Raw genomic sequence first — 12,924 nt, forward strand, 5'->3', positions numbered from 1 at the left:
ACCCCATACCGAATCATCTCTAGGGAATAGTGGGAAAAGATTGTGAACAGTAAAAAGAACTCCATATCACGCCGTGGTCTTGTTAAAGGACTAGGGCTCGCCGGTGCAGCATCATTGGTAGCAGCTTGCAGTAAACAAGAGGCTTCAGACTGTAAAGAAAGCGCCGCTGTTCTTACAGGCAAGCGAACTCTTAAACTCGTCACAACATGGCCTAAAAACTTCCCCGGGCTAGGCACAGGACCTCAGCGGTTTGCAGACCGTGTCACTGAAATGACCGAAGGCAGGATCACAATTAAACTTTATGCTGCTGGCGAACTGGTTGGCGCTCTCGGTGCTTTTGATGCTGTTTCTCAAGGGAAAGCCGATCTTTATCACGGGGCCGAATACTACTGGCAAGGCAAAGCCCCTGCCTTTCCGTTTTTTACAGCTGTCCCCATGGGGATGACAACTAACGAACTGAATGCATGGATCTATTACGGGGGCGGCCAAGAACTTTGGGACGAACTCTCTGCGCGATTTAATGTTAAAGCATTATTGTGTGGTAATACCGGCACTCAAATGGGGGGGTGGTTTAGAAATGAAATCAACAGCATAGACGACTTTCAAGGATTGAAAATACGTATGCCCGGACTAGGCGGAGAAGTATTTAGGCGCTTGGGCGCGACACCCGTCACCAAAGCGGGCGGCGAAATTTTCCAGGCCCTAAGCCAGGGCAATATTGATGCAACCGAATGGGTTGGTCCGTGGAATGATCTGGCATTTGGCTTCCACTCCATTGTTAAAAATTACTATACATCAGGCATCCATGAGCCAGGCGCTGCTCTTGCTGTTGGCTTCAACAAAGAGATCTGGGATAGTTTTAGCAAAACAGATCAGGCGATGATCAAAGCCGCCGCCGCCGAAGAGAACAGCATGATGTATGCTGAATATAATGCTCAAAACGCTCGTGCGTTGCGCACCCTTGTCAATGAACACGGGGTTAAGCTGCTTCAATTCCCAGATGACATCCGCCAGCGCCTAGCAGAAGAATCTTATAAGGTAATTGAAGAAGTCAGCCAAACAGATGACCTCTCTAAGCGAATTTATGACAGCTATCGATCTGCAAAATCTGATGGAATGTATTGGGGGGAATTTGCTGAAGATTATTTCACGCAATCTCGCCGTGATTTCCCTGAAAAATAATAAGGGTCCGATTATATGCTCTTGAAACTTGCTGCCTTTTTCGAGGAGATATCTGAGCGAACAGGTCAGATTTTAGTGGTTACTCCCCTGCTAATGATTCTTCTTCAATTTCTAATTGTTGTTTTGGCTGCTTTCTTCCAAGAAGGGTCAATTAAACTACAAGAAAGTCTTTTCTACATTAATGCTCTCATGTTTTTAGCGGGGGCTGGCTATACCCTAAAGCATAATGAACATGTTAGAGTAGATCTTTTTTACAGCAATTTTAGCGAGCATACGAAAAAACGCGTGGATCTCTTGGGCTCCCTATTTTTATTGATCCCTTTTGTCGCCCTTGTCTGGATCTCTGGCCTACCCTTCGTCATAGATAGCTGGACTATTTTTGAAGGATCTGTTGAATCAAGTGGCTTGCCCTTTGTCTACCTTTTAAAATCAACTATTTTACTTTTTGCTTTGAGCCTCTCTCTGCAAGTTATTGCAAACATCATCACTCTTGTGACTGATCTGAAGAAGAATTAATCATGGACCTCGGCCTAACCCTTACTGTTATAATGATCCTCAGCCTGATCGGCTTATTGATGACAGGCTTTCCCGTCGCCTTTACACTGGGCGGTGTTTCTTTACTTTTTGGCCTTTTTGGGATTGCGACAGGGGCTCTTGACTCAGGTTTCATTGAGATCTTGCCAAACCGTGTTTTCAGCAATGTCATACAAAATGAACTCTTATTTGCTGTGCCGCTGTTCATCTCTATGGGGGTCATATTAGAGAAAAGCAAAATTGCCGAGGACTTACTAGAAAGCATGGGCCGGCTGTTTGGGTCTATTCGAGGCGGACTTGGCATTAGCGTGACGATAGTTGGTGCCTTGCTTGCTGCCTCTACAGGCATTGTTGGAGCAACAGTCGTAACCATGGGCCTCATGAGCCTTCCAACTATGCTAAAACGAGGCTATGATACGCGGCTTGCGACAGGGTCTATCGCTGCGGCTGGAACATTAGGTCAAATTATCCCTCCATCCATCGTCCTCATTCTCTTGGCTGATGTCATGTCAAATGCCTGGCAGCAAGCTCAAACAAATATGGGTATTTTTTCCCCTTCTCCTTTGAGTGCTGGTCAGCTTTTTGCTGGGGCTTTACTCCCAGGTCTCCTGCTAGTGGGCCTTTATATTGCCTATCAGGTTTTTATTGCGATTTCGAAACCAACTTATAGTCCAGCTCTCGAAGAGACATTTGATTTTTCAAAAAAAGAAATACTAACTCTTTTAGGTGCGCTTTTCCCGCCGTTATTGCTCATAATCGCTGTTTTAGGATCTATCCTAAATGGCATAGCAACCCCAACTGAAGCTGCGGCGGTTGGGGCTGTTGGAGCGATGCTTCTTTCTGCCTTTCGTGTAAGAGGCAAAGCCTTCTGGGCAACCTACAAATCGATCATTCATGAAAGTATGCTCTCGACAATCCGCGTCAGCAGCATGATTTATACAATCCTAATTGGAGCCGCCCTCTTTAGCCTAGTCTTTCGCGGTTTTGGGGGCGACGAGGCCATTGAGCATTTCCTCTCTACACTTCCTGGTGGATATTGGACAGCCATTCTACTTGTAATGTTGGTCATGTTTGTCCTTGGGTTTTTCCTCGATTTTATTGAAATTACTTTTGTTGTGGTTCCAATTGTCGCCCCAGCTCTTCTTGCAATGGATGGGAGCTTAGGTCCTATCTGGCTAGGGATATTGATTGCAATGAATTTGCAAACAAGTTTTTTAACACCACCCTTTGGCTTTGCTCTCTTTTATTTAAGGGGTGTGGCCCCTGATGAGGTCGCAACCAGCGATATATACAAAGGCGCTTTGCCTTTTGTTGCCATTCAAATTATCGCGCTTCTTACTTTAGCTGTATGGCCAACACTTGCGACATGGCTCCCAAGTGTGATCTTTTAATATTTAATAAACTCTATTTCATATTCTGACAGAGAGCTTTAAATCCAGCTGTCACAAATGGAACCATACTTTTATAGATTGCAAAGAAATCTGCTGAGTGAAGCTTGCCCTTAGAGTAAGCATCCATTCTACCCGTTTGTGCCATTGTCAAGGTGATTGCCCCAGACATAAAATGATAGCAATGATAAATATCTTCTTCCGATGCTTTGGGGAGCGCATCTCTAAAAGCTTTTAAATAGCGATCCAGCAAAGGCGCAAAATGCTCTGTCATGATTTCACGTCCCCATTCTGGCGAATTATTCACATACGCAATCAATTCATAATAATGACGCCATCCCTCATCGAGATCGAACTCAGGATCAAAGAGAGGCTGAATGCAACTTTCAATGAGAGCATCGATTGGAGGCGGATTGTCACCGCAATCCTCTAGGACTTTATCAAGTGCTTTGTGACGTAAGTCATTCATAATCTCACTTCGGCGCCACAGAACAGCATCAAACAAGCCTCTTTTGTTTTTAAAATGATAGCTTGCCAGAGCAACATCCACTTCTGCTGCAGTCGCCAACTGGCGCATTGTAACCCCATCAAATCCGTGCTTGGCAAAAAGCTTTTCGGCCTCATCTAAAATGCGAGTCCTTCTATTACCTTTTGATGACTGCGTCATAAAAACAACCTCATTTCATAAACTTTCGTCACATAATTCATGCCATAAGTAAGCAGTATATCATAGTTTTTTATATTTTTTCAACAACCGTTGAGAAAATAGGTTGACAATAACTCAACAATCGTTGAAATAAGGTCGAGGGAATCATATAGTTAGTTTCAACCGGGAGGGAACCCATGAAATATACCGCATTTAATAGCCTGTTATTATCAGGTGTCTGCCTATCATCGCTATCATTGACTGCACCTGTGATGGCACAAGAGGATGAATTTTCACTAGAAGAAATCGTTGTCACTGCAAGGCGCCGCGAAGAAAGCCTTCAAGATGCTCCTGTGGCTATTACGGCCTTTTCTGCTAATGAAATTGCAAATAGAGGTCTTACAGATATCACGGAACTTGCACAGAGTTTACCAAGTGTAACTCTAGAAGCTTCACGAGCGACAAACAGCACATTAACAGCTTTCATTCGGGGTGTGGGGCAACAGGATCCTCTTGCTGGGTTTGAACCGGGCGTCGCCATTTATATTGATGATATCTATCTTGCACGCCCTCAGGGAGCTCTGCTTGAGATATTAGATGTTGAACGAATTGAAGTATTACGCGGCCCTCAAGGCACTCTCTATGGTCGAAATGCCATGGGAGGCGCGATTAAATATGTTACAAAGAAGCTTCCTGAAGAGGCCTCTTTATCAGTATCAGGGCGCTACGGGAGCTACAATCAAACAGACATCCTAGCCGCAGCCTCTGCCCCTATATCAGAGGGATTTATAATTGGGGGGGCAATCGCACGCCTTAAAAGAGATGGCTTTGGTAAAAACCTGACTTTGGGAACAGACAATTATGATAAAGACATCTTCGCAGCCCGCTTAACAGCAGAGTTAAGCCCTTCTGATTCATTTTTTGTCCGCCTTATGGCTGACTACACCGACGACGATAGTGGTGCTAAACATGGTCATCGCCTTACAGCCTCTAACATTAGCGGTGAAGCTGTTTTAGACGATGTATTTGACACACGCGCCGGTGCTGAAACCAACGCATCGACCTCTGGAATTAATGGGAATAATGAAGTTGAGAACAAAGGTATTTCAGGCTTGATTGAATGGGCTGTCAACGACAGTCTCACCGTAAAATCAATCACCTCTTACCGTGAAGATTATACTGAAAGTGTGATTGATTTTGACAGTTTAGCTATTGACGACCTAGATGCAGCCGTTATTTATGAAAATGACCAGTTCACACAAGAGTTTCAAGCTCTTTACAACACAGACACTCTGAATGTTGTCGCGGGCTTTTATTATATAAATGCCAACGCAGCCAATGACTTTGACGTGGTTCTTGGACAATTGGGCCGTGTTGCATTTGGTTCAGAACTTACAGCTTATACTGGCGGTGACGTCAACACAAAATCTTGGTCTCTCTTTACTGATGTGACCTATGACTTGGACGACGCCTGGTCTCTTACTCTAGGGGGGCGCTATACAAGTGACAAAAGATCTGCGGATGTCCTAAGACAGTCATTCCTAGGAACACCATCACCTTTCTTTGGTGGATCAGCAGTCGCAATATCAACAACATCTGACTTTGAAAACAGCCGCACATTCAAAGATTTTACTCCTCGAATTCTTGTTAACTATAAACCAAGTGACGCGCTGAATTTCTATGCTTCCTACTCTCAAGGCTTTAAAGCTGGAGGCTTTGACCCGCGCGGAGCTAATCTTGTCGCTGGCGGTGAAGATGTGGAAGAAGGTTTTTCACCTGAGACCCTGACATCCTATGAGCTGGGTTTGAAAACCACTTTCTTGGACGGCAGAGCACAGACAAATATCGCCCTCTTCTATTCAGATTATTCTGATATGCAAATTCCGGGATCTTTACCAATCGATACTGATGGTGATGGCACAGATGATGACTTTGTTGGAACTGTGACCAATGCCGGGAAAGCTACAATTAAAGGCTTTGAATTTGAAGGGACACTTGCTGTTACGGAGAGTTTCATCCTGAAGGGATCGATGAGTATTCTTGATGCAAAAATTGACGAATGGTTGGTGAACGATGTAAATGTTGCTGATCAGCGCAAAGTTCAAAACACGCCTGAGTTCAACGCCTCAATTGCCGCGAACTATACCTATACGATGGCTAACGACAGCGCGTTGAACTTTAATATCTCATGGGCACATGTGGGTAAAGTTTACCAGTTTGAAACACCTGTTGATCTTATAGATCAAGACGCCTACAGCCTGTTTAATGCGAGCATCGTTTGGTCTGATCCTGAGGGACAGTATACAATCGGACTTCATGGAAAAAACATCTTTGATAAAAAATATAAGGTCGCAGGATATAATTTCCCTACGCTCGGATTAGAAGGAACAATCACAGCCTTCTACGGTGCACCAGCTACAGTCAATCTCACTGTCGGGGCAAAATTCTAGCAGCTTTATAAACAGTGGAAGCCTCGGCTTTCACTGTTTATTAATCCAAAATATGCTAAGGCATTTCATCTCTCCTTCAGTTAATCACTAAAAGAGATTTGAGCCACGCTTTTCAAGGATCTATCCTATGACAAAACTAAGATATTCGAGCGTTTATTATACCTCCCCTGATGGACTAAAGCTCCATTATAGAGAATATCTTCCTGATGGAGAACCTCTTGCCACCTATCTATGCATGCCAGGCCTGACAAGAAATGCCAATGATTTTGGTACGATCGCTGAGTATCTACAAGATCAAGGGTGCCGCGTTATTTGTGCTGAGCAAAGGGGCCGCGGCAACAGTGAGTGGGATAATAACCCAGAAAATTATGATCCGGCAATCTATTGCCGTGACATGTTTCATCTTATCAGGAACATGTTGAAATCGCCGCCAGATCTCTATGCCATTGGCACGTCGCTCGGAGGTTTTATGAGTGTCATGATGAATGCCTCTGACCCCACTATCTTCAAAGGTATCATCATCAACGATATGGGGCTAGAGCTGAATCAAAAGGGACTTGATCGCATAAAAAGCTATGTTGGCAAGGATAAAGTGATTAACTCATGGGGCGAAGCTATTGCAGGGGTAAAAAACGCCAATTCAAGTGTTTACCCTAATTATTCTGATAAAGAATGGGATCAATTCACACGCCTCTTATACGTTGAAAAAGCTGGCAAACCAGTGGCGAATTATGATCCGGCCATTTCAACCAATTTAAACGAGAAACCGGAAACAGCTGCGCCCGACCTTTGGCCTTTGATGGAAACTCTAAAAAGCGTGCCTGTTGTTCTAATTCGCGGCGAACTTTCAGACATTTTATCCTCCCAAGTCGCAGAACGAATGCAGCAGGAGCATGGGAATTTGGCATTGATTACAGTCTCAAATGTAGGCCACTGTCCAACCTTTGATACATGCGAAGAAAAATCTGCAATTCTAGCGTTGAGCAAAAGATAAGAAATAATCTTTCAAATTCACAGGATATTTGAATTAATTCTTTACAATTCAAGCAACTATTGCGAAAGCTGCCTGTATACAGACGTATATAGTAGCAGGAGGCCTTGATGGCTGAAAATACCCTTGTGATTACAGCAGATGATGTTTCCTCAGCTGCAAAAAAGATCAAAGGCCATATAGAGCACACACAAACCAAACAATCAAAGACACTGTCACAGATTGTCGGGGCCGACATTTTTTTAAAGTTTGAGATCTTTCAGTTCACTGCCGCTTATAAAGAACGAGGGGCGCTCAATCGTCTATTGGCTCTCAGCCCAGAAGAAAAAAAGAATGGTGTCATTGCCATGTCTGCTGGCAACCATGCACAAGGGGTGAGCTATCATGCGACGCGTCTCGGCATTCCTGCTACCATAGTCATGCCCTTTGGCACACCTTTCAATAAAGTTAAACGTACAGAAGAATTAGGCGCGGACGTTGTCCTTGCAGGCAATGTATTAGAAGAAGCCACAGCTGAAGCCATGCGTCTCTCTGAAGAAAAGGGCTATACATTCTTGCACCCATTTGACGATCCGCTTGTAATCGCAGGACAAGGGACCGTTGCACAAGAGATGTTAGAAGATATTCCTGACCTTGACACGCTGCTTATTCCGATTGGCGGGGGCGGCCTTATTTCAGGTATGGCCGTAGCAGCAAAGGCAGTCAATCCAAACATTAAGATTATCGGTGTTCAGACGGAGAGCTTCCCGTCTATGAAAAACGCAATGGATGGAAGTACACACACCTTTGATAGCCCAACCATTGCCGAAGGTATTGCCGTTAAAACCCCAGGCACGTATACTCAAGCCGTTGTCAAAAAATTAGTCGATGATATCCTTATCATCCCAGAAACACGGATCGAAGAAGCCATTGTGTTAATGATGGAAATCGAAAAGGTTGTGGTTGAAGGCGCAGGAGCAACTGGATTGGCCGCTTTAATGGAATTTCCAGAAAAGTTCAAAGGCCGTAAAGTCGGCATGGTTCTTACAGGAGGCAATATAGACAGCCGTCTTCTGGCCAGTGCTATTATGCGTGGCATGGCAAGAGATGGTCGACTGTCAAGGCTTCGGGTCACCATGCTTGATGTGCCTGGAAGCTTAGCTAAAGTATCAGAAGTGGTCGCAAATGTTGGCGCAAACGTTCTTGAGCTACGTCACCAGCGAGAATTTGGTGCCGTTAGTTTGAAAATGACAGAAATGGAAATGGTCATCGAAGCCAAAGACAAGGCCCATGCAGACCTTGTCGTCGTACAGTTGGAAGAGGCAGGTTTTATTGTCTCAGAAGCGAAAACTGTTTAGTCCATCTTTTCCCTTCTGGGAAGAACAACATTCAAAATTATAAAGCCAACTATTCCTGAGGCAAGCGATCCGATCAAAATGCCAAGCCTTTCATCAAAAAGAAGATTCACTCCTGTTTCTTCGAAAGCCAAAGATCCAATGAATAAACTCATTGTAAAGCCAACACCACAAAGTGCAGCTGTGGCATACAGACTGCTGTTAGTCATCCCTTTGGGCATTTCCGCAATTTTCATCTTTATTGCGAACCAGCAGAGACTATAGATACCAACCTGTTTACCGACAAATAATCCAGCTGCGATACCGAGTGGGATAGGATGCACGACTTGATCAAAGGTTAAGCCAAGGAGCGGCACACCTGCATTGCAGAAGGCAAAGAAAGGCAGAATAAAAAAGGCAACAGCAGTGTGTAAATCATGTTCCAAACTTTTTAGAGGTGACACACCGTTTTCTTCTTTGATCGGAATGAAGATTGCCAAGGCTACGCCGGCCAAAGTTGCATGAACGCCAGACTTTAACAGAGCGGCCCACATGATAAGCCCTATTAAAATATAGGGGCTTTTCTCTGTCACGCCTCTTTTATTCAAGACATACAGGGGAATTAAGCACACTAAAGCCGTGATTAAGGAAACAAGGGAGAGCTTACTTGTATAAAAAAGTGCAATGATCACAATGGCACCAATATCATCAAAGATGGCCAAGGATGTCAGGAATATTTTTAAACTTATAGGAACTCTAGACCCTAACAGAGACAGTATACCGAGGGCAAATGCAATATCTGTGGCCGCTGGAATAGCCCATCCCTGCATAGCAACAGGATCCTTTAGGTTAAAGGCCAGATAAATAAATGCAGGGACTACCATCCCGCCAACAGCCCCAATCGCTGGCAACATAATTTTTGAAGGTTGAGACAGTTCTCCTTCGATCAGTTCGCGTTTTAATTCTAAACCGACAAGAAAGAAAAATACGGCCATCAGGCCATCATTCACCCACAACAACAAAGGCTTATTGATTTCGAACGTCCCAATTTGAACCGCAATGGGAGTGTCTAAGAGCAATCCATAATATCCGGATAAGGGAGAATTCGCGATGATCAATGCTATGGCAGCAGAAACCATCAAGAGCATACCTCCCGCGGATTCGCTATTTAAAAACTTTTGGATGGAATTCAATCTTTCTGTCATAGATCCTCGCTCGTCATATATCTCAGTATGTCTAACTTGGTATGGCCCGGCGATAAATCAAGAAAAATCGATATTTTCTGTCAAAAAGTTTTTTACTCTGCTGGTATCCCTTTCTTTTGCTTTTCTTCAAGCTCTTCTAGTTCTCGCGCCACATGCTCAGGAGATTGAGTAAAGCCAGCGATCATATCATAAAATACAGGGACAATGATGAGAGTTAGCAACGTCGCAATGCTTACACCGCCAAAGACAACAACGCCGATGGTTTGTCTGCTCGCTGCTCCAGCGCCAGACGCAATCAAGAGCGGCACAGCTCCCATGATTGTTGAGATTGCAGTCATTAAGATTGGCCGCAGACGCAGCTCAGCAGCTTCAATCAAAGACTCTCGTACTGATTTCCCTTGATCCCGAAGCTGATTGGCAAATTCCACGATAAGAATTCCATTCTTTGCTGCCAATCCTATCAGCATAATCATCCCAACCTGACTATATATATTCAAAGTTCCCCCAGTCAGATACAGACCGAGTAAACCTCCCATAACAGCAGTCGGGACAGTCAACATTATGACAAAGGGATGAACAAAACTCTCAAATTGAGCCGCTAAAACGAGAAAAACAACAATGAGCGCCATTATGAAGGTGAAATAAATCTCATTGCCCGCTTCAATAAATTCGCGGGTCGCCCCTTTATAATCTGTTGATGTTGCATCAGGCAGAACTTCTCTGACAAGGCCTTCCATATGAGCTAAAACTTCCCCAAGAGTATAGCCAGGAGCCACTGTGCCAGAGATCGTAAGGGCACGCACACGATTATAACGCCTCAAGCGTCCTGCACCAGATTCCTCCGTGACAGTCACAAGATTAGTTAAGGGAATAAGCGCTCCAGATGTTCTTGAGCGTACATAGTTATTTTCCATATCAAGCGGGACACGACGATCCAATTCACTTGCTTGAAGCACCACATCATATTCCTCACCACCATCAAGGAAAGTTGTCACTCGACGCCCCCCCATCATGGTCTCAAGGGTTCTCCCGATCGAAGAGATTGACACGCCAAGATCAGCAGCCCTCTCTTTATCAATTCTAACCTTAAACTGTGGCTGAGTTTCACGGTAGTCAGCATCAGCATTTTGAATACCAGGATATGTTTTTAGTTCTTCGAGTAGAACAGATTTAAAACGAGCAATATCTTCATAACTATTTCCACCAATGACGAATTGAAGGCTTTCACTTCCCCCTCCTCCGCGACGAGACAGTCCAGATCGAGCAATCGGTATGGCAAGAACACCTGGCACGTTAGTGATCAACTTACGGCGCAGTTCCGTCGCTATTTCAGCTGTACTTCGTGTCCTCGCTTCAACTGGCGTTAAAATAACAAAGCCCCAACCTGAACCCGTACGAGTATTCAGAAGAAGACGTTTCAGTTCCCCTGTCTCCAACAGAGGTAGTATCTGTGCTTCAACGAGCTTTGCCTGTTGGGTCATATAATCAAAACTTGCTCCCTCAGGGCCCCGAATACGTAAGAACATGGTTGATCGATCTTCTTGCGGTGTAAGCTCACTCGGCACTTTACTCATCAGACCATAAACTGCCATGCCACAAAGGAGGAAAATTAACGAGACCAGCATCTTATGATCGAGTGCGCCGTTTAGGAAAGCCGCATAGGCCGCTTGCAGTTTTTTAAATTGTTTATCCAGCCAGACCGCAAATTTTGGTTTTACGTTCTTGCGGCGCACGAGCTTAGAACACATCATTGGACTGAGTGTCAGGGCAATCAGACTAGAGAAGGCCACAGCAGCACTCATGGTGATTGCCAATTCGCCGAAGAGGCGGCCAATATTACCAGTCAAAAACATGATCGGAACGAAAACACCAATCAGAACAAGAGTCGTCGCGATAACAGCAAACCCCACTTGACGGGCTCCTTTATAGGCAGCCATTAAGCCAGGCTCTCCCTCGTCAACACGGCGATAAATATTCTCCAGCACCACAATGGCATCATCCACCACAAGACCGATGGCAAGCACAATACCAAGTAAAGTGATTAGATTGATGGACACGCCCGTCAGGCTAAGGATCCAAAAAGTTGCGGTTAAACAAACAGGAACAGTCACAGCGGGCACGAGCACTGTTTTGATATTGCCCAAAAAGAGGAAGAGAACGAGCACAACAAGCCCCATTGCGATAGCCAGCGTTCTATAGACCTCGTCAATCGCTTCTTCGATATAGAGACTGCTATCATAGGAGGCATCAAACGTCATACCCTCCGGCAAGTCTGCCGACATTTTTTTCACTAGGTCTTTGGCTTCCTTTGCGACTTGCAGAGTATTGGCTTGTGATTGTTTTTCCACGCCCACAGAGACCATTGTTTTACCATTACCACGGAACATGCGTTTTGCTCGTTCGCGCCCAAGATAAACCTTTGCTATATCCCCGAGCCTTACAATGTTACCACTCTTATCAGAGCCATCATTGTCTTTAATTTTTAACCGCTGAAAATCTTCTGGGGATTCATATTCTCGATTGAGACGTACAATTGTATCGCGGCTCACACTCTCTAATCGACCAGCTGGAAACTCAACATTTTCTCTACGCAGAGCTTGTTCAACATCTTCTACAGTAATTAACCGTGCAGCCATGGCTTCACGGTTAAGGTCGATCCGCATAGAATAGCGAGATCCGCCCCCAACACGCACCCTCGCGACACCATCAATGACACTCAACCGGTCTACAAAATTCCGCTCAGCGTAATCAGTCAATTGCATCACATCCATATCTGGATGAATAAGATTGAACCAAATAACTGGCCGAGCATCATCGTCGGCTTTGGTTACCTCAGGTGTCCGAACTTGATCAGGAAGGTTGCCAACGACCCTTGCAACACGGTCCCTAACATCATTAGCGGCGCTATCGATGTTACGGTCTAATTCAAATTCAATATCGATGGACGAACGACCATCACTGCTGTTACTGGAAATAGACTTTATACCATCAACACCAGAAATCCGGTCTTCAATAACACGGGTAATCCGATTTTCAACGACCTCGGCATTTGCCCCAGGATAGTTCGTTCGAATAGACACCACAGGCGCGTCAACATCAGGCAATTCCCTGACCGGTAAATCACCGAAAGCCAGAACGCCAAAAACAACTAACATAAGAGAAATTACAGTCGCAAAAACAGGCCTCTTCACAGAAACATCAGAAATAATCATGGT

At 44.7% G+C, this 12,924-nt stretch carries 9 protein-coding genes; 6 read left to right on the forward strand and 3 right to left on the reverse strand.

The window, feature by feature from the left end; all coding sequences use genetic code 11:
- Window positions 1–42: 42 nt before the first annotated feature.
- From QGN29_RS13325 to QGN29_RS13335, 3 genes are read left to right on the forward strand one after another with little or no spacing between them, the layout of a single operon-like run.
- Window positions 43–1,182: a TRAP transporter substrate-binding protein gene (locus QGN29_RS13325; RefSeq protein ID WP_310798363.1), complete on the forward strand. Its 1,140-nt coding sequence runs from the start codon at window positions 43–45 to the stop codon at window positions 1,180–1,182.
- Between the two features lie 15 nt (window positions 1,183–1,197).
- Window positions 1,198–1,698 (forward strand): TRAP transporter small permease subunit, encoded by a 501-nt coding sequence (locus QGN29_RS13330; RefSeq protein WP_310798364.1) that lies wholly within the window; start codon window positions 1,198–1,200, stop codon window positions 1,696–1,698.
- Window positions 1,699–1,700: 2 nt separating this feature from the next.
- Window positions 1,701–3,107 (forward strand): TRAP transporter large permease, encoded by a 1,407-nt coding sequence (locus QGN29_RS13335; RefSeq protein ID WP_310798365.1) that lies wholly within the window; start codon window positions 1,701–1,703, stop codon window positions 3,105–3,107.
- A gap of 13 nt (window positions 3,108–3,120) precedes the next feature.
- Here QGN29_RS13335 and QGN29_RS13340 read toward each other — a convergent pair whose 3' ends face one another.
- Window positions 3,121–3,771, reverse strand: coding sequence for a TetR/AcrR family transcriptional regulator (locus QGN29_RS13340; protein WP_310798366.1), 651 nt, complete (start codon window positions 3,769–3,771; stop codon window positions 3,121–3,123).
- Window positions 3,772–3,947: 176 nt separating this feature from the next.
- Here QGN29_RS13340 and QGN29_RS13345 point away from each other — a divergent pair, with 176 nt between their 5' ends.
- From QGN29_RS13345 to QGN29_RS13355, 3 genes are all read left to right on the forward strand, one after another.
- Complete coding sequence (locus tag QGN29_RS13345) at window positions 3,948–6,200, forward strand: TonB-dependent receptor (RefSeq protein ID WP_310798367.1); 2,253 nt, start codon at window positions 3,948–3,950, stop codon at window positions 6,198–6,200.
- Window positions 6,201–6,327: 127 nt separating this feature from the next.
- On the forward strand, window positions 6,328–7,194 hold the full coding sequence (locus tag QGN29_RS13350) for an alpha/beta fold hydrolase (protein ID WP_310798368.1): 867 nt from the start codon (window positions 6,328–6,330) through the stop codon (window positions 7,192–7,194).
- 107 nt (window positions 7,195–7,301) lie between these two features.
- The gene (locus QGN29_RS13355) at window positions 7,302–8,528 is read left to right on the forward strand and encodes a threonine ammonia-lyase (RefSeq protein ID WP_310798369.1); all 1,227 of its coding nucleotides are present in this window, start codon (window positions 7,302–7,304) and stop codon (window positions 8,526–8,528) included.
- Here the strand turns inward: QGN29_RS13355 and nhaA are convergent.
- Complete coding sequence (nhaA, locus tag QGN29_RS13360; protein ID WP_310798370.1) at window positions 8,525–9,709, reverse strand: Na+/H+ antiporter NhaA; 1,185 nt, start codon at window positions 9,707–9,709, stop codon at window positions 8,525–8,527. The genes QGN29_RS13355 and nhaA overlap by 4 nt on opposite strands.
- A 92-nt stretch (window positions 9,710–9,801) precedes the next feature.
- A complete protein-coding gene (locus QGN29_RS13365; RefSeq protein WP_310798371.1) occupies window positions 9,802–12,921 on the reverse strand; it encodes an efflux RND transporter permease subunit in 3,120 nt (1,039 codons plus the stop codon).
- Between the last annotated feature and the right edge of the window lie 3 nt (window positions 12,922–12,924).

This window comes from Temperatibacter marinus (assembly GCF_031598375.1).
GTDB classification, from domain to species: domain Bacteria; phylum Pseudomonadota; class Alphaproteobacteria; order Sphingomonadales; family Kordiimonadaceae; genus Temperatibacter; species Temperatibacter marinus.

Bases quoted from the DNA above. Each gene is read 5' to 3' on its own strand.
- QGN29_RS13330 (WP_310798364.1), top strand. From the start codon at position 1,198: ATGCTCTTGAAACTTGCTGCCTTTTTCGAGGAGATATCTGAGCGAACA.
- QGN29_RS13365 (WP_310798371.1), bottom strand. From the start codon at position 12,921: ATGATTATTTCTGATGTTTCTGTGAAGAGGCCTGTTTTTGCGACTGTA.
- QGN29_RS13335 (WP_310798365.1), top strand. From the start codon at position 1,701: ATGGACCTCGGCCTAACCCTTACTGTTATAATGATCCTCAGCCTGATC.
- QGN29_RS13345 (WP_310798367.1), top strand. From the start codon at position 3,948: ATGAAATATACCGCATTTAATAGCCTGTTATTATCAGGTGTCTGCCTA.
- QGN29_RS13350 (WP_310798368.1), top strand. From the start codon at position 6,328: ATGACAAAACTAAGATATTCGAGCGTTTATTATACCTCCCCTGATGGA.
- QGN29_RS13340 (WP_310798366.1), bottom strand. From the start codon at position 3,771: ATGACGCAGTCATCAAAAGGTAATAGAAGGACTCGCATTTTAGATGAG.
- nhaA (WP_310798370.1), bottom strand. From the start codon at position 9,709: ATGACAGAAAGATTGAATTCCATCCAAAAGTTTTTAAATAGCGAATCC.
- QGN29_RS13355 (WP_310798369.1), top strand. From the start codon at position 7,302: ATGGCTGAAAATACCCTTGTGATTACAGCAGATGATGTTTCCTCAGCT.